At 76.5% G+C, this 18,808-nt stretch carries 3 protein-coding genes and 3 pseudogenes; all 6 read right to left on the bottom strand.

The window, feature by feature from the left end; translation table 11 throughout:
- Nucleotides 1-139 precede the first annotated feature (139 nt).
- A pseudogene (locus IHE55_RS33455) lies at nucleotides 140-3,438 on the bottom strand (beta-ketoacyl reductase); the annotation flags it as partial.
- Nucleotides 3,421-3,477 (bottom strand): annotated as a pseudogene (locus tag IHE55_RS33450) (hypothetical protein); the annotation flags it as partial. The pseudogenes IHE55_RS33455 and IHE55_RS33450, both read right to left, overlap by 18 nt.
- Nucleotides 3,459-11,555, bottom strand: a complete 8,097-nt coding sequence (locus tag IHE55_RS28585) for an SDR family NAD(P)-dependent oxidoreductase (protein ID WP_372442787.1) — start codon at nucleotides 11,553-11,555, stop codon at nucleotides 3,459-3,461. The gene IHE55_RS28585 and the pseudogene IHE55_RS33450, both read right to left, overlap by 19 nt.
- Before the next feature lie 375 nt (nucleotides 11,556-11,930).
- A pseudogene (locus IHE55_RS33275) lies at nucleotides 11,931-14,954 on the bottom strand (type I polyketide synthase); the annotation flags it as partial.
- A gap of 281 nt (nucleotides 14,955-15,235) precedes the next feature.
- Nucleotides 15,236-15,637 carry a nuclear transport factor 2 family protein gene (locus IHE55_RS28565; RefSeq protein WP_197991666.1) on the bottom strand — a complete coding sequence of 134 codons (402 nt, stop codon included), beginning with the start codon at nucleotides 15,635-15,637 and terminating at the stop codon, nucleotides 15,236-15,238.
- A gap of 269 nt (nucleotides 15,638-15,906) precedes the next feature.
- Nucleotides 15,907-18,777, bottom strand: coding sequence for a helix-turn-helix transcriptional regulator (locus IHE55_RS28560; protein ID WP_197991665.1), 2,871 nt, complete (start codon nucleotides 18,775-18,777; stop codon nucleotides 15,907-15,909).
- Nucleotides 18,778-18,808 lie beyond the last annotated feature (31 nt).

The raw sequence follows: 18,808 nt of genomic DNA, 5'->3' as shown, positions 1-18,808 counted from the left end.
ACGGCGATCTCGGTGTCGGTGGCCTCGGGGTGCGCCTGGGCGAACTCCCGCAGCCGTTCGGCCTGTCCGCGCAGTGCCTCGGGCCGCGGGCCGAGACCACCCAGGGGACGAGTCCGCCCAGGGAGCCGCCGGCGGGTCCGGTGGTTTCCCGGTCCGGTCCGGCCGGGTCACCGTCCGCCGTGTCCGGCGCGGTGGCGGGCTGCTCCAGGATGAGGTGCGCGTTGGTGCCGCTGATGCCGAACGCGGAGACCGCGGCCCGGCGCGGTGCGCCGGTCTCCGGCCACGGGCGCGCCTCGGTCAGCAGCCGTACGGCGCCGGAGTCCCAGTCCACCTCGGGGGTCGGCCTCGGCGTGCAGCGTCTTGGGAGCACGCCGGCGCCGAGGGCGAGGACCGTCTTGATGACGCCGGCGATGCCGGCGGCGGCCTGGGTGTGGCCGATGTTGGACTTGAACGAGCCCAGCCACAGCGGCTCGTCACCGCCGCGCTCCTGCCCGTAGGTGGCGAGCAGTGCCTGCGCCTCGATGGGGTCGCCCAGCGTGGTGCCGGTGCCGTGCGCCCTCGACGGCGTCCACGTCGGCCGCGGTCAGGCCCGCGTTGGCCAGCGCCTGCCGGATGACCCGTTCCTGGGAGGGGCCGTTGGGCGCGCTGAGGCCGTTGCTGGCGCCGTCCTGGTTGACCGCGGAGCCGCGGATGACGGCGAGCACCGGGTGGCCGTTGCGGCGCGCGTCCGACAGCCGCTCGACCAGGACCATGCCCGCGCCCTCCGCCATGCCGATGCCGGCGGCGTCGGCGGCGAAGACGCGGCAGCGGCCGTCGCGGTTGAGGCCGCGCTGGCGGCTGAAGCCGATCAGCGGCTGCGGGGGTGGACATCACGGTGACGCCGCCGGCCAGCGCCATGGAGCACTCGCCGTTGCGGACCGCGGCGGCCGCCAGGTGGAGGGCGACGAGGGAGGAGGAGCAGGCGGTGTCCACGGTGACCGCCGGGCCCTCCAGGCCGAAGGTGTAGGCGATGCGGCCGGAGACGACGCTGTTGTGGCCGCCGGTGAGCAGGTGGCCCTCGTAGCCGTCGGGCACCCGGCCCACTCCGGCGCGGTAGTCGGACGGGTTGGCGCCGACGAAGGTGCCGGTCATGCTGCCCTTGAGGGTGTGCGGGTCGATGCCGGCCCGCTCCAGCGCCTCCCACGCGGTCTCCAGCATCAGCCGCTGCTGCGGGTCCATCGCCAGCGCCTCGCGCGGCGAGATGCCGAAGAACGCGGCGTCGAACTCGCCCGCGGTGTGCAGGAAGCCGCCTTCCCGGGAGTAGACGGTGCCCTCCCGTTCCGGATCGGGGTCGTAGAGCCCGGCGAGGTCCCAGCCCCGGTCGGTGGGGGAACGTCGAGATGGCGTCCACCTCGCCCAGGACCAGCCGCCACAGCTCCTCGGGGCTGCCGACCCCGCCGGGGGTAGCGGCAGGCCATGGAGACGATGACGACGGGGTCGTCCCGGTCGGCCACCACGCCCGGCACGGGGGCGCGGGGCGGCGGCGGTGGCCGGGTCGCCGGTGCCGCGCGCCGGCCCGCCGGGGGAAGAGCCGGCCGGCCAGGTGGCGGGCGAGGTCGGTGGGGGTGGGGTGGTCGAAGATGACCGTGGCGGTCAGCTTCAGGCCGGTCGCGGTGTTGAGGCGGTTGCGCAGGTCCACGGCGGTGAGCGAGTCGAAGCCGAGGTCGCGGAAGGCGCGCCCGGCGTCGATCCGGGCCCCGGACCCGTGCCCGAGGACGGCGGCGGCCTGAGCCTTGACCACCTCGGCGAGTTCGGTGACCCGCTCCTCCTCGTCCAGCTCGGCCAGCTTGCGGCGCAGCGCCGAGGTGTCCCGGCCGTCCGGGTTCTCGGCCGCCGCGGCGTCCAGCAGGCTCCGGGCCTCGGGTATCTCGTCGAGCAGGGTGCTGGGCCGGTAGGAGGTGAAGACGGTGGTGAAGCGGTCCCAGTCGATGTCGGCGACGGCCACGAAGGTCTCCTCGTGGTCCAGTGCCTGGCGCAGCGCGTCGCAGGCCGTCTCCGGCTCCAGCATCGGCAGGCCCTGGGCACCGACGCGTTCGCTGAGTTCCTTGCGCTGTTCGGCGGCGTGCTCGTCCCAGTCGTGGAAGGCGTCCCAGATGCCCCAGGCGATGGAGGTGGCGGGCAGCCCCTGGGCGCGCCGCTGCTCGGCGAGCGCGTCCTGGTGGGCGTTGGCGGCGGCGTACGCGGCGTGGTCGCCGCTGCCCCAGAAGCCGGCGATGGAGGAGAAGAGGACGAAGGCGTCCAGTTCCTCGCCGGCGAGCAGGTCGTGCAGGTGCATGGCGCCGCCGACCTTGGCCGCGTACACGTTCTCGAAGTGCTCGGGGCCGGCAGTGGCGAGCGGGGCGAGGTCGGCGACGACGGCGGCGTGCATCACCGAACGGACCGGTCGCCCCTCGGACTTCAGCCGCTCGATGAGCGCGGCGACCGCGTCCCGGTCGGCGATGTCGCAGCCGACGACGGTGGCGTGCGCGCCGAGTGCGGCGAGCTCGGCCTCCAGCTCCGCGGCGCCGGGTGCCCGGCGGCCGCGGCGGCTGGTGAGGACCAGTTCCTTGGCCCCGTTACGGGCCAGCCAGCGCGCGAAGCAGGCGCCCAGCGCGCCGGTGCCGCCGGTGATGAGTACGGTGCCGCCGTCCGGGCGCCAGTCGCGGGCCGGCCGGGCGTCGCCGAGCGGCGCGCGCACCATGCGCCGGGCGAGGGTGCCGGTGGTACGCAGGGCGAGCTGGTCCTCGCCGCGCGGGTCGGACAGGACGCCGCACAGGCGCCGCAGCACCCGCTCGTCTACGGCACTGACCCCGTCCGCCGTGTCCGGCAGGTCGATCAGGCCGCCCCAGCGCTGCGGGTGCTCCAGGGCCGCGACCCGGCCCAGGCCCCAGATCTGGGATTGTGCCAGGCCGGCGGGCGGGTCGGCGGGGCCGGTGGACACGCTCCGCGGGTGACGCTCCACAGCGGCGCGGTCACCTCCAGCTCGCCGAGTGCCTGGAGCAGGGCGAGGGTGCCCGCCACCCCGGTCGGCAGGACGGCGCGGGTGCCGTGCGGCGTCTCGTCCAGTCCCCACAGGGAGAGCACGCCGCCCGGGGCGGGGTGATCGGCGAGCGCGGTGCGCAGCCGTTCGGTGAGCCGGGTCCGGTCGGTGTCGGCGGCCCCGACGGTCAGCGGCACCACCCGGGCGCCGCGTTCGCCCAGGACCCGGGTGAGGGAGACGGTCAGTTCGGTGCCGGTGTCGGCGGCCGGGACCACCAGCAGCCACGGGCCGGTCAGCACGGGTACGGCGGTGCCGGAGACCGGCTTCCACCCGACGGTGTAGCGCCAGGAGTCGATGACCGACCGCTCGCGCCGCTGCCGCCGCCAGGAGGAGAGGGCGGGCAGCACCGCGCCCAGCTGTTCCCGGTCGCCGTCCACGCCGAGGGTGGCGGCGAGTTCCGTCAGGTCCTCGCGCTCCACCGCCTCCCAGAACCGGGCCTCGACCTCGTCGTGGGGGTGTCCCGGACGGGTCCGGGGCGGTGCCGGCCTCCTCCAGCCAGTAGCGCTCGCGCTGGAAGGCGTAGGTGGGCAGTTCGACGGTGCGGGCGCCGGGGAAGGCCGCCGTCCAGTCGATCCGGGCGCCGTTGACCTGGGCCTCGGCGAGCGAGGCGAGGAAGCGGTCCGGGCCGCCGTCGTCGCGGCGGAGCGAGCCGACGGCGGTGATCCCGGTGCCGGTGCTCTCCGCGGTCTCGCCGATCGCCATGGTCAGCACCGGGTGGGCGCTGCACTCCACGAACAACCCGAAACCGTCCGCCAGCAACCGCTCCACCGCCGCCTCGAACCGCACCTCCTGCCGCAGGTTGCGGACCCAATAGGCGGCGTCGAGCTCGGTGGTGTCGATCGGCTCCGCGTCCACGGTGGAGTAGAACGGCACCCGGGAGGCCGACGGACTGATCCCCGTCCAGAACCTTCAGCAACTCCTCACGGATGGACTCCACCTGCGGGGAGTGCGAGGCGTAGTCCACCGGAATACGCCGCGCCCGGATCTCCTCCGCCTCACAGGCGGCCACCAGCTCGTCCAGGGCTGCGGGTTCGCCCGCGACGACGGTGGAGGAGGCTCCGTTGACCGCCGCCACCGACACCCGCCCCCCGAACGGCTCTATGCGCCGCAGGGTCTCCGCACGGGACAGGCCCAGCGACACCATCCCGCCACGGCCGGCCAGCCGCTCACCGATCACCCTCGACCGCAACGCCACCACCCGCGCCCCGTCCTCCAACGACAGCGCACCGGCCACCACCGCCGCCGCGATCTCCCCCTGCGAATGCCCCACCACCGCCGCCGGCTCCACACCGTACGAACGCCACAACTCCGCCAGCGACACCATCACCGCCCACGACAGCGGCTGCACCACATCCACCCGCACCAACGAACCCGCCAACTCCGCGGCGAAGTCCCAGTCGACGAACGGCGCCAGCGCCCGCCCGCACCGCTCCATCGACTCCGCGAACACCGGCGCGGCCTCCATCAACTCCCGCGCCATCCCCACCCACTGCGCCCCCTGCCCCGGGAACACGAACACGGTGTGCGGCGGCTCCTCGGCCGCCCGGCCGCGTATCAGGGTGGCGCTGCCGGGTCCGGTGGTGCCGGTGGTGTCCCGCTCCAGGGCGGCCAGGCCGCTCAGCAGCGCGTCGCGGCTGTCACCGATGACGGCGGCGCGGTGCTCCAGGCCCCAGCGGGTGGTGGCGAGCGACCAGCCGATGTCGGCGGGGTCGAGGCCCGGGTCCGCCTCGGCGAACTGCCGGAGGCGCGCCGCCTGGGCGCGCAGCGCCCTCTCGCTCCGCGCCGAGAGCAGCCAGGGCAGCGGGCGCGGGGCGGGGGCCGGTCCGTCCCCGGCGGGAGTTCCGGTGGGTTCGGCGGCGGGGGTCGGCACCTGTTCCAGGACCACGTGCGCGTTGGTGCCGCTGACGCCGAACGACGACACCGCGGCGCGACGCGGGCGGCCGGTTTCCGGCCAGTCACGGGCCTCGGTCAGCAACTCCACCGCACCCGAGGACCAGTCGATGTGCGGCGACGGCTCGTCCACGTGCAGCGTCCTCGGCAGCACCCCCGCCCGCAGCGCCATCACCATCTTGATGACCCCGCCCACGCCGGCCGCCGCCTGCGCGTGTCCCATGTTGGACTTGATGGAGCCCAGCCACAGCGGGTCGCCGCCGCGGTCCTGCCCGTAGGTGGCCAGCAGGGCCTGGGCCTCGATCGGGTCGCCCAGGGTGGTGCCGGTGCCGTGCGCCTCCACCGCGTCCACCTCGGCCGCCGACAGACCGGCGTTGGCCAGGGCCTGCCGGATCACCCGCTCCTGGGAGGGGCCGTTGGGGGCGGTCAGGCCGTTGCTGGCCCCGTCCTGGTTCACCGCCGAGCCGCGCACCACCGCCAGCACCCGGTGGCCGTTGCGGCGCGCGTCGGACAGCCGCTCCACCAGCAGCAGACCGACGCCCTCGGACCAGCCGGTTCCGTCGGCCGCCGCGGCGAAGGACTTGCAGCGGCCGTCGGCGGCCAGGCCCTGCTGGCGGCTGAACTCGGTGAACACGCTCGGCGTGGAGAGCACCGTGACGCCGCCGGCGAGCGCCAGCGAGCACTCCCCGCGGCGCAGCGACTCCACCGCCAGGTGCAGGGCGACCAGCGAGGAGGAGCAGGCGGTGTCCACGGTGACCGCCGGGCCCTCCAGGCCGTAGGTGTAGGCGAGCCGGCCGGAGACCACACTGCCCGCGTTGCCGATGGTCAGGTAGCCCTCGACGCCCTCGGGGTAGTGGCTGACGCGGGTGGCGTAGTCGTGGTACATGACGCCCGCGAAGACGCCGGTGCTGCTGCCGCGCAGGGTGGCCGGGTCGATCCCGGCGCGTTCGAAGACCTCCCAGGAGGTCTCCAGCAGCAGTCGCTGCTGGGGGTCCATGGCCAGGGCCTCACGCGGCGAGATGCCGAAGAAGCCGGCGTCGAAGTCGGCCGCGTCGTAGAGGAAGCCGCCCTCGCCGACGTAGGAGGTGCCGGCGCGTCGTCCCTCGGCGTCCACCAGGTTCGCCAGGTCCCAGCCGCGGTCGGCGGGGAAGGCGGAGATGGCGTCGGCGCCCTCGGTGACCAGGCGCCACAGGTCCTCGGGGCCGCGGACGTCACCGGGGAAGCGGCAGGCCATGCCGACGATGGCGATCGGCTCGTCGGAGGCGGCGGCCCGGGCGACCGGGGCGGCGGCCGCGGCGGAGCGCCGGGCGACCAGCTTGCCGTGCAGGTGGCGGGCGAGGTCGGCGGCGGAGGGGTGGTCGAAGACGACGGTGGCCGGGAGCTTGACGCCGGTGGCGGTGGTGAGCCGGTTGCGCAGCTCGACGGCGGCCAGCGAGTCGAAGCCGTGCTCGCGGAAGGATCGGGCGGCGCTGATCGCGCCGCCGGAGCCGTGGCCGAGGACGGCGCCGGCGTGTTCGCGCACCAGGTCGGTGAGGAGCCGCAGCGCGTCGGCCTCGGAGAGCCCGGCCAGGCGTCCGGCGAGGCCGGAGCCGCCGGCGGCCGGGGTCCCGGCGGTGGTGGCGCGGGCGGCCCGGCGCCGCGGGGTGCGGACCAGGCCGCGCAGCAGGTGCGGTACGCCGTCCTCGCCAGCGGCGGCGGTGAGGGCGCGCGGGTCCAGCCGGACCGGGACCAGCGCGGCCTGGTCGGTGGCGCCGGTGAGGGCGGCGTCGAAGAGCGCCAGGCCGGCCTCCGAGGACATGGCGGCGACGCCGGTACGGGCCAGCCGGCGCACATCGCCGCCGTCCAGGTGGCCGGTCATGCCGCTGGCCTCGGCCCAGTAGCCCCAGGCGAGGGAGAGCGCGGGCAGCCCGGCCGCCCGGCGGCGGGCGGCGAGGGCGTCCAGGTAGGCGTTGGCGGCGGCGTAGTTGGCCTGGCCGGCGGTGCCGAGCACCCCGGCGACCGAGGAGAACAGCACGAAGGCGGCCAGGTCCAGGTGGCGGGTCAGTTCGTGCAGGTGGTCGGCCGCGTCGGTCTTGGGCCGCAGCACCGTCTCCAGCCGCTCGCCGGTGAGGGTGGGGACGATGCCGTCGTCGAGCGTCCCGGCCGCGTGCAGCACGGCGGTGAGCGGGTGTGCGGCGGGGATGTCCGCGAGGGTGGCGGCGAGCGCGTCGCGGTCCGCGGCGTCGCAGGCGACGACGGTGGCGGTGGCGCCCAGCCCGGCCAGTTCGGCGACGAGCTCCGCGGCGCCCGGCGCGTCCGGGCCGCGGCGGCTGGTGAGCAGCAGCCGGCGGACGCCGTGCGCGGTGACCAGGTGGCGGGCGAAGAGGGCGCCCAGGGTGCCGGTGCCCCCGGTGATCAGGACGGTGCCGTCCGGGTCGAGGGGCCGCCGGCCGGCCTCGGGGGTGAGGTCGGCGCGGGCCAGCCGGGGGACCGACCAGGCCCCGTCCCGCCAGGCCAGGTGGGGTTCCCCGGTGGCGAGCGCGGCGGCCAGCCGGGCGGCGTCCGGGCCCTCGGGGCTGTCGGTCTCCACCAGCACGAAGCGGCCCGGGTTCTCCGTCCGGGCCGAGCGGACCAGGCCCGCCACGGCGGCGTGGGCGGCGTCGTGGGTGCGGGTGACCAGCACCAGCCGGGAGTCGGTGAACCGCTCGTCGGCCAGCCACGCCTGGACCAGGGCGAGGGCCCGGCCGAGCGCGGCGCGCAGGTCCGCGCCGGCCGGCAGCGGGGCCACCACGGCGTCCGGGGTGCCGGTGACGGCGGCCAGGGCGTCGGCGTCCGCGGCCGGCAGCACCAGGGGCCGCGGGTCCGCCGCCGCGGCCGCCCCCGGGTCGGGCAGCGGCACCCAGGACACCCGGTACAGCGCGTCGGCCCGCGCGGCGGGCGCGGCGGCAGGCACCCCGGCCGGTACCGGGCGCAGGGTGAGGGATTCGACGGTGGCGACCGGGGCACCGGTGAGGTCGGCGAGGTCCAGTGCGACCGTGCCGGGGCCGGTGGTGGTCATCCGTACCCGGGCGGCGGCGGCCCCGGTGGCGTGCCGGGTGACGCCGCTCCAGGCGAAGGGCAGCCGGACCGGCCGGTCGGGGGCGTCGAGGGAGTCGAGCAGCGCCGGGTGCACGGCCGCGTCGAGGAGGGCCGGGTGCAGTCCGAACCGGCCGGCGCCGTCGGCCGATTCCAGCTCGACCTCGGCGAACAGGTCGGCGCCGCGCCGCCAGGCGGCCCGCAGGCCCTGGAAGGCCGGGCCGTACTCGTAGCCGGTGCCGGCCAGCCGGCCGTAGAGGTCGTCCAGGGCGACCGGTTCGGCTCCGGCGGGCGGCCACACCGTCAGGTCGGCGCCGGGGGCGGCGGGCGCGGCGGGGGCCAGGGTGCCGGAGGCGTGGCGGACCCATCCGCCGTCCGGGGTGCCGTCGTCGTCGGCCGCGGGTCCGCCGGCGGCGGGTTCCGGCCTGGCGTGGATGCTCACCGGGCGCCGCCCGTCGCCGTCCTCCTCGCCGACCCGCACCTGTATCTGCACGCCGCCGTGGCCGGGCAGGGTCAGCGGGGCCTGCAGGGTGAGGTCCTCCAGCCGGCCGCAGCCGGCCTCCTCGCCGGCCCGCAGGGCGAGTTCCACGAAGGCGGTGCCGGGCAGCAGCACGGTGCCGGAGACCGCGTGGTCGGCGAGCCAGGGGTGGGTGTGCAGGCCGATGCGGCCGGTGAGCAGCACCTCGCCGCCGCCGGCGAGGGTGACGGCGGCGCCGAGCAGCGGGTGCCCGGCCGGGCCGAGGCCGACGGCGGCGGCGTCGCCGCGGCCGGCGGTCGGGGTCAGCCAGTAGTGGCGGCGCTGGAAGGCGTATGTGGGCAGGTCCACCCGGGCCGTGCCGGCGAACAGCCGGTCCCAGGCCACCGGGGCGCCGACCGCGTACGCCTCGCCGACCGAGGTCAGGAACCGGTCGTAGCCGCCCTCGTCGCGGCGGAGCGAGCCGACCGTGGCGGCCGGGGCGCCGGCGGCGTCGGCGGTCTCGCCGATCGCCAGGGCGAGCACCGGGTGCGCGCTGCACTCGACGAACAGGCCGTGCCCGTCGTCCAGGAGCCGCCGGGTGACCTGCTCGAACTCGACGGTGCCGCGCAGGTTGCGGACCCAGTACGCGGCGTCCAGGCCGGCGGTGTCGATCGGTCCGGGGTCCACCGTGGAGTAGAAGGGCACCGTGCAGGAGCGGGGGGTGATGCCGTCCAGGACCTCCAGCAGTTCCTCGCGGATGGACTCCACCTGCGGGGAGTGCGAGGCGTAGTCCACCGGGACGCGGCGGGCGCGGACGCCGTCCGCCTCGCAGCCGGCGACCAGTTCGTCCAGCGCGCCGGGCTCGCCGGCGACGACGGTGGAGGAGGCGCCGTTGACCGCGGCGACCGCCAGGCGCCCGGCGTACCCGGCGATCCGCGCCTCGGCCTCGGCGCGCGGCAGGGCCAGTGAGACCATGCCGCCCCGGCCGGCCAGCCGGGCGCCGATGACCCGCGACCGGAGCGCCACCACCCGGGCGGCGTCGGTCAGGGAGAGGGCGCCGGCCACCGTGGCGGCGGCGATCTCGCCCTGCGAGTGGCCGGCCACCGCGGCGGGTTCCACGCCGAAGGAGCGCCACAGCTCGGCGAGGGAGACCATCACGGCCCAGGAGACCGGCTGCACCACGTCCACCCGGTCCAGGCCCGGGGCGCCCTCCTCGCCCCGCACCACCGCGCCCAGCGACCAGTCGGTGAACGGTTCCAGGGCGGCGGCGCACCGCTCCATGGAGGCGGCGAACACCGGGGCCGACTCCCACAGCTCGCGGGCCATGCCCGTCCACTGGGCGCCCTGGCCGGGGAAGACGAACACCGTACGGGTGCCCTTGAGGGCGGTGCCGGTGACGACGGCGGGCGACGCCTCGCCGCCGCTGACGGCGTCGAGGCCGGCCAGCAGCGTCTCCCGGTCGGCGCCGACGACGACCGCCCGGTGCTCCAGCGCGGCGCGGGTGGTGGTGAGCGAGCCGGCGACGTCCCGGGGGTCGAGCCCGGGGCGCTCGGCGAGGTGGTCCCGCAGCCGGCCGGCCTGGGCGCGCAGCGCGGCGGCGCTCCGGGCGGTCACCACCCACGGCACCACGCCGGCGGCGGCGCCGGCCGGGCGGGTGTCCGCGGCCGGGCCGGCCGCCGCCTCCGCCGGCTCCTGCTCCGGCTCCGGCTCCGGCGCCTGCTCAAGGATCACGTGGGCGTTGGTGCCGCTGATCCCGAACGAGGAGACCCCGGCGCGCCACGGCCCGTCCTTCTCCGGCCACGGCCGGGCCTCGGTGAGCAGCGACACCGCGCCGGACGACCAGTCGATGTGCGAGGACGGCTCGTCGGCGTGGAGGGTCTTCGGCAGCACCCCGTTCCGCATCGACATCACCATCTTGATGACGCCCGCGAGGCCGGCCGCCGCCTGGGTGTGGCCGATGTTGGACTTCAGCGAGCCGAGCCAGAGGGGGGCGTCGGACGGGCGCCGGCCGTAGGTGGCGAGCAGCGCGTGCGCCTCGATGGGGTCGCCGAGCCGGGTGCCGGTGCCGTGCGCCTCGACCGCGTCCACGTCGGCGGCGCCGAGCCGGGCGTCGGCCAGCGCGGTGCGGATGACCTGCTCCTGGGCGAGGTCGTTGGGGGCGGTCAGGCCGTTGCTGGCGCCGTCCTGGTTGACCGCCGAGCCGCGCACCACGGCCAGGACGGTGTGTCCGTTGCGGCGCGCGTCGGACAGGCGCTCCACGACCAGGACGGCGACGCCCTCGCCGGCGGAGAAGCCGTCGGCGCCCTCGGCGAACGCCTTGCTGCGGCCGTCGGCCGCCAGGCCGCGCTGGCGGCTGAGGTCAACCAGCCAGTTGGGGCTGGACATCACGGTGACGCCGCCCACCAGGGCCATCGCGCACTCGCCCCGGCGCAGCGACCGCACGGCCAGGTGCAGGGCGACCAGCGACGAGGAGCAGGCGGTGTCCACCGACAGGGCGGGGCCGTTGAGCCCGAGGGTGTAGGCGATGCGGCCGGACATCACGCTGGTGGTGGTGCCGACCATGAGGTAGCCCTCGACGTCCTCGGTGGCCGGGTCGCCGACGCGGGGCGCGTAGTCCTGCGGGAGTCCGCCGACGAACACCCCGGCGTCGGTGCCGCGCAGCGAGGCGGGGTTGATCCCGGCCCGCTCGACGGCCTCCCAGGAGGTCTCCAGCAGCAGCCGCTGCTGGGGGTCCATGGCCAGCGCCTCGCGCGGCGAGATGCCGAAGAACTCGGCGTCGAACTCGCCCGCCCCGGAGAGGAATCCGCCGGCCCGCACGTAGCTGGTGCCGGGGCCGTCCATCGCCGGGTCGTACAGCGCCTCCAGGTCCCATCCCCGGTCGGTGGGCAGTGGCCGGACGGCGTCCCGGCCGCCGGCGACCAGCTCCCACAGCTCCTCGGCGGAGCCGATGCCGCCGGCGAAGCGGCAGGACATGCCCACGATGGCGATCGGCTCGTGGTGCCGGTCCTCGATGGACTGCAGGCGCGCTTTCGTCTGCCGCAGGTCGGTGGTGACCAGCTTGAGGTAATCGCGGAGCTTGGCTTCGTTCGAGGTCATGGGGCTCGGGCTCCCGGCGCGAAGGGGTGGGGCTGACGTGATGGGGGCGGAGGGGGGTGGCGGGCGAAGGCGGGCGGACCGGCTGGTCAGGAGAGCCCTGAGTTCCTTGTCGATGAGGGCGAACATCTCGTCGTCGGAGGCGGCGGCGATCTCCTCGTCGCCGGCCGTGGCACCGCTCGCACCGGGTGGGCCGGCGGGCACCGGGCCGAGCTTGGCGAGCAGCCCGCGGAGCCGTTCGGCCAGCCAGGCGCGGTCCTGGTCGGACGGTCCGCCGGCGAGCGCGGTGCTCTCCAGCCGCTCCCACAGGTCCCACAGCGACGGGGCGTTGGCCTCGGCCTCCGGAGGGAAGAGCAGGTCGTGCAGCTGCCGGGCGAGTCCGGCCGGGGTCGGGTGCCGGTACAGGAGGGTGGTCGGCAGCCGCAGCCCGGTCTCGGCGTTCAGTTGGTCGCGGAACTGCACCGCGGTGAGGGAGCTGAGCCCGGCCTCGACGAACGACGTGTCCGGGGCGATGTCGCGCCCGGAGCCGTGGCCGACGACGGCCGCCGCCCGGTCGCGGACCAGGTCCAGCAGCGCCCGGTCGCGTTCGGCGGCCGAGGCGGTGGCCAGCCGCCGCACCAGCGGGGGCCGGGGGTCGTCCGGCACGGTGGCACCGTGCGGGTCCGCGGTGGCGGGCCGCGGGGTGTCCCCCGGTGCCGCGGCCGGGTCGCCGGCGGGCGGGCCGGCCGGGCGCGGTGCCGCCGGGGCCGCCCAGTGGGAGGCGCGCTGGAAGGCGTAGGTGGGCAGGTCGACGCGGCGGCCGCCGGCGTACGCCGGGCCGAAGTCCACCGGCACGCCGCCGGCGAACGCCGTGGCGACGGACCGCAGGAAGCGGTCCGGGCCGCCCTCGTCCCGCTGGATGGTGCCGACCGCCAGCAGGCCGTCGGCGGCGTCCGCCTCCTCGGCCGTGGCCAGGATGTTCATGGTGAGCACGGGGTGGACGCTGATCTCGACGAAGGCGGTGTACCCGTCGGCCAGCAACCGGCGGGTGATCCGCTCGAACTCCACCACGTCGCGCTCGTTGCGTACCCAGTAGTCGGCGTCGAGCCCGGTGGTGTCGATCGGCTCGCCCGTGATGGTGGAGTAGTACGGCACCCGGGAGGGCCGCGGGGCCAGATCGGTCAGGCCGTCCCGGTACCACTCCAGGACCGGGTCGACCGCCGGGCCGTGCGAGGCGTAGTCGACCAGCAGCCGCCCGGCCCGGACGCCGTCCGCCTTGCACCGGGCGATCATGTCGTCCAGGGCGTCGGTGTCGCCGCCCACCACCGTGGACAGCGGGCCGTTGACGACGGCCACCGACAGCCGTCCGCCGTACGCGGCGAGCCGGGCCTCGGCCTCGGCCCGCGGCAGTTCGAAGGCGGCCATGCCCCCGGTGCCGGCCAGGTGTGCGCCCATCAGCCGGCTGCGGTGGGCCATCACCTGTGCCCCGTCCTCGGTGGACAGCCCGCCGCAGACGACGGCGGCGGCGACCTCGCCCATCGAGTGGCCGACCACCGCGGCCGGCTCCACGCCGTAGGAGCGCCACAGTTCGGCGAGCGCGACCATCACCGCCCACAGCACCGGCTGGATGACCTCCAGCCGGTCCAGCGGGCCGTCCAGTTCGGTGGCGAGGTCCCAGTCCACGTGCGGGGCCAGGGCCCGGCCGCACCGCTCCATCGCGCGGGCGAAGACCGGGGCGGAAGCCATCAGTTCCCGGGCCATGCCCACCCACTGGGCGCCCTGGCCGGGGAAGACGAAAACCGGTCGCACCGGGCGTGGGGCGGTGCCCAGGACGACGCCGGCGGGGCGGTCGCCGCGGGCCAGGGCGGCCAGGTCGTCCAGGAGCGCGGCCCGGTCGGCGCCGAGCAGCACGGCGCGGTGCTCCAGCGCGGCGCGGGTGGTGGCCAGCGAGCGGGCGATGTCGCGCGGGGTGTCCCCGGGGCGGGCCTCGGCGTGCCGCAGCAGCCGCTCCGCCTGGGCCCGAAGCGCCGCGGCGGAGCGGGCGGAGAGGATCCAGGGCACCGGGGTGGCGCCGGCGGCGGCCGGCGCGGTGTCCTGGGCGGAGGGGGCGCGGCCGGCGCCGTCCGCGGGGGCCGGTGCGGGCGCGTCGGGGGTCCGGTCGCGCGGTGGTTCGCCGACCACCACGTGGCAGTTGGTGCCGGCCAGCGCGAAGGCGCTGACCCCGGCGAGCAGCGGCTCGTCGGTGCCGGGCCACGGTCCGCGTTCGCGCTGGACGCACAGCCCCAGGCGCTCCAGCGGGATGTCCGGGTGGGCCCGCTCGAAGTGCAGGCTGGGCGGCAGTTCCCGGTCGCGGAGGCCGAGTACGGTCTTGAGCAGGCCGACGATGCCGGCCGCGGCCTCCAGGTGGCCGATGTTGGTCTTGACCGAGCCGACCCGCAGTGGCCGGCCGGCGTCCCGCCCCGGGCCGTACACCGCGCCCAGGGCGTGGGCCTCGACGGGGTCGCCGGCCGGGGTGCCGGTGCCGTGCAGCTCCACGTACTGCGTCCGGGCGGGGTCGGTGCCGGCGTTGCGGTGGGCCTGCCGCAGCACGTCCTCCTGGGCGGCGCGGTGCGGTGTGGTCAGGGTGTCGCCGCCGCCGTCGTGGTTGACGGCGCTGCCGAGGATCACCGCGTGCACCACGTCGCCGTCGGCCTCCGCGGCGGCCAGCGGCTTGAGCAGCAGCACGGCGCCGCCCTCGCCCCGTACGTAGCCGTCGGCCCGGGCGTCCAGGGGGCGGCAGGCGCCGTCGTCGGAGAGCACCCCGGCCGCCCGCGCGGCGGCGGTGGGTCCCGGGGTGAGGATGAGGTTGACGCCGCCGACCAGGGCGCCGGAGGACTCCCCGCGGCGCAGGCTCTCGCAGGCCAGGTGGACCGCGACCAGGGACGAGGACTGTCCGGTGTCCACGGTCAGGCTCGGCCCGCGCAGCCGCAGCGCGTACGAGACGCGGCCGGCCAGCATCGCGCGCTGGGCGGCGGTGAAGGCGTGTCCGCCGCCGTCGGCCGGGGCTCCGGTGAGTTCCGCGTAGTCGTTCCACAGGGCGGCGGTGAACACCCCGGTCCGGCCGTCGCGGAGGGTGTCGGGGCTGATCCGGGCGTGCTCGACGGCTTCCCAGGCGAGTTCGAGCATCAGGCGCTGCTGGGGGTCCATCGCGGCCGCCTCGCGCGGCGTCGTGCCGAAGAACCCGGCGTCGAAGGTGTCCACCCGGTCCAGCCAGCCGGCCCGGTCGGGGTGCCCGGGCCGGGGGGTGCCGCCCTCGTGGGACCAGCGGCCCTCGGGGGCGGCGCCGACCGCGTCCCGCCCGGGGAGGAGGACGTCGGTCCAGAACTGCTCGGGCCCGGCCGCGCCGGGGAGCCGGCAGGCCATGCCCACCACGGCGATGGGCATGGCTGTCTCGTGCGTCCTCATGCGTTCCCCCGATGACGAGATGACCTGGCTCGGTGGCGGCGGACGCGGCGACCGCCGCACGCGCCCCTTCGCGCCGCCTTCCGGGCGTTCCTGCTTCCGTGGACCGCGACCGTGATGAAGGCCGGCCGGTCCGGCTGCCCGCACCGTGGGGGCACCACCGGATCGTGACCTCGATTCTGGGGGGTGGTGGGGGCGCGGACCCTGGGGCGCACCCCCAGCACGACCCCAGCATCACGGTGCGGCCGTGGACGTACCGGGTGTCAGTCGCACTCGGCGGGCGCCACGTCGGTCGCCCCCCAGTAGGCGCGCATCTCGGCGATCAGTCCGTCCGCGGTGAACCGGAACACCGAGGTGACGTTGACCGCGAGCCGGCCGCCCTCGGGGTCCTGGGGGTTGCGGATGGTGGCCTTCAGGGATGCCGCGACGTGCGCCTCGTCCTGGGAGCCGGTGAGCGTGCCGGGGGTGTCCTGGGTGCCGAACTCCTCGATGACCCGCCGGAAGTAGGCCCGTACGGCCTCCGCGCCCACCACGGGCTCGGTGCCCACCGGGTCCTCGATCCGGGCGTCGGCGGTGAACATCTGACAGACCGCGTCGACGTCCTTGGCGTTGACGCGGTCGAAGTAGTCGAGCACCAGCTGCTTGCGCTTGGCCTCGTCGGGCATGGGTCCTCCTGGGGTCGGGCCGGTCGGCCGGATGGGGTCCGCACCCGTCCGCGACGGAGGGGGCGGGTACGGCGCCGGGCGCGGCGGGCGGCGGGCCGGCGGCCGGTGTTCCCCGCGGTCGCGGCGGGGACCGGTGCCGGTGACGCGTAGCGGTCGCGCATGCGGCGCGGCCCCCGACGAAGCGCCGGGGGCCCGCTGCGATTCTGGGGGGCCCGGGGCGCCGGGGACCTCGGGTTCCGCCCCAGCAGCAACCCCAGCCTTTTCCTCCGTCAGACCCTGGCCAGGGCGTCCCTCAGCTCACCCCGGGAGGCGATGCCGAGCTTCCGGTACGCCTGTCCCAGGTGCCATTCCACCGTTTTGACGGTGACGAACAGCATCCGCGCTATCTCCTGGTTGCGCTTGCCCTCGGCAGCCAGGGCGGACACCGACCGTTCCCGGGGGGTGAGCCCGGAGACTCCGGTGCGGGCGGGTACCCGGGCCCGCACCCCCATGGCGGCGAGTTCGCCTCGGATGCGTTTGGCGAGTGCGGCGGCCCCGGTGGCGTCGGCGATCTCGCCCGCCCTGCGCAGCAGCGGCCGGGCCTGCTCGGCGCGGTCCGCGCGGCGCAGCGCGGCCCCGTACTCGGTGAGCGCCAGGCAGCGCTCCAGCGCCGCGGGGCTGTCCTCCAGCAGCGCGACGGCCTCCTCCAGGTGCCGCAGCCGGGCCCGTCCCTCCTCGGCGAGGCCGGTGGCCACCAGGGCTCCGGCGACGGTGCGGGGGGTGCCGAAGCGGCGGGCCGTGGCCAGGGTCTCCTCGGCCAGGGGCCGGGCCTCCCGGGTGCGGCCCATCCGGGCCAGGGTGGCCGCGGCGGTGGCGGTGGGGCTCAGCGCCGGACAGTCGGTGCCCCACTCGGTGAGCGCCTCGGCCGAGCCCAGCAGGTCGCGCACGCCGGCCTCCGCGTCGCCCTGGGCGATGCGCAGCCGGCCGCGGGCCATCACCAGGGGCAGGAACGTGGGTTGCCGGGAGATGTCGCTGTCCAGGCCGCACCGGTCCACCACCCGGGCGGCGGTGCGTATCTGTCCCTGGGCGACGAGCGAGTCGATCAGCGCGCCGGCCGCGAAGGGCATGCCGGTGGGCGGCGTCCCGGCCTCCTCGGTCGAGCCGAGCGCCAGTGAGCCGTCGGTCTCGGCCTCGGCGAGCATGCCGCGCTGGAACCGCAGCCAGGCGTGCAGGGCGCGCAGGTCGGCGGTGGCCAGCAGCATGCTCTGCTCCTCCGCGTCGCGCAGCGCCTCGTCCAGCAGCCGGTCGGCCTCCGGCAGCCGGTCGCAGCAGGCGAGGACGAGGGCGATGAGCCAGCTCGCCTGCGCCCCGCCGTCCGGCGGTGCCGTCAGCGGTCCGTGCAGCAGGGCCGCTTCGGCGGTCCGCAGCACGTCCGGGGCGCGCTCCCCGCCGATCAGCGCCTCGAACGCCTGCTGGGCGCCGACCAGCGCGGCGGTCGCTCCCTGTTCCCCCACCACGGTGCGGTCCAGGCGGCTGAGCTCCCGAGCGGCGAGCGGTCTGGTGCGCGGGGTGAGCTGGGCGACCTTGACGATCTCGGAGTGCAGCCGCAGTTCCACCTCGCGGCTGCGGCCCCGCACCGCGGCGTGGGCCTGCTGCAGCAGTGCCAGGGCGTCCTCGTAGCGGGCGGCGGCGGTGAGCGCGGTGCTCATGTCGATGACGATGGCGGCGCGGTCCAGGGGGTCCTCGGTGAGCTCCAGGGCCTCGCCGAGCCGGGCCGTCGCCTCGGGGTCACGCAGCCGCAGTTCGGCCGCGCCGAGCCGGGCCAGCAGCGCGGGCAGCAGGGCGGCCGGCGCCGGCTCGTCCAGGGCCCGGCGCAGCAGCCGGGCGGCGGCGGCCGGGTCGCCCGCCTCCAGCGCCTCGCGTCCGGCGTCGGCGAGGACCGTGGCGGTCCACTCGTCGCCGGAGGGCGGCAGCGGCACCAGCAGCGGGACGACCTGGGCGCCGGTGGCTCCGGCCGCGTGCAGGGCCTTGGCCGCGCGGGCGTGCGCGCGGTGGCGCGAAGGCAGCGGCAGGTGCTCGTAGATGGCGGTGCGCACCACCGGCTGGGCGAACCGCAGCGGGGGCAGGGGGTGCACGATGCCCAGGTCCATGAGGGTGCTGACCGCTTCGGCGGCCTCCACCGCGTCCAGCCCGGCGACGTGCGCGGCGTGCGCGGCGTGGGCGGCGTGTCCCAGGGCGGGCTCCCCGGGGGCGTCGAGCACGGCCAGGGCGCGGGCGAGCCGGGTGGTGTGCTCGGCCAGCGGCTGCGGCAGCTGCTGGAGTCTGCGCAGGACCACGCGGGCGATGTTGCGCGGGCCGACGCGGGCCAGGGACAGGGGGTCGCCGAGTTCCTCCTCGCGTACCTCCGCCAGCAGTTCCCGCAGGAAGAACGGGTTGCCGCCGGTGGCGGCGTAGCAGACGCGCACCAGGGTCTCGTCGAGCCGCACCCCCGGCAGGGCACCGGCGGCGAAGGCGCGTACGCCGTCCTCGCTCAGCGGGCCCACCGCGACCAGCCGGGCCGAGGCGGAGGACAGCAGGGCCTGGTTGATGTCGGCGCGCTGCCCGTCGTCCACGGACTCGGTCGCCGCGCACATCAGGATCGCGTGGCCGTCCAGTCGCCCTTCCATGTAGGTGAGGAACTGGAGCGAGGAGACGTCGGCCCAGTGCAGGTCGTCCAGGAGCAGTAACAGCGGGGCGCGGCGGGCGAGGTGGACACACATCCAGTAGAGGCCGTGCAGCACGGCCTGGCGCTGCTCGGGGCCGGCGCCGGTGACCACTCCCCCGGTGCCGTACTCGAACAGCGGTGCGGCCAGCTTGGCCGGGCCGGAGAGCACGGCCTTCCGCTCCGCCTCGTCGGCGGTGGCGAGCCAGGGTTCGAAGAGCTGCCGCACGACACCGTAGGGGAAGCCCGCCTCGAACTCGCTGCCGCGGGCGTGCAGCAGGGTGAAGCCCGCGGTCAGGGCGCGTTTCTTGGCCTCGTTGAGCAGCGCCGTCTTGCCGAGGCCCAGGGCACCTTCGAAGATCAGCAGCTGCCCCTCCCGGGCCCGGCTGTTCTCGATGGCCGCGTCGATGGCGGCGAACTGGCCGTGCCGCTCGACAAAGGGACCGACCTCAAGCCGCATCGGGGTGCCTCCTTCACTCTTCAGAAAATAT

The organism is Streptomyces pactum (assembly GCF_016031615.1).
Classification (GTDB): Bacteria; Actinomycetota; Actinomycetes; order Streptomycetales; family Streptomycetaceae; genus Streptomyces; species Streptomyces pactus.
Note: the sequence above shows the minus strand (reverse complement) of the source record. Positions and strands in the feature narration are given on the sequence as shown.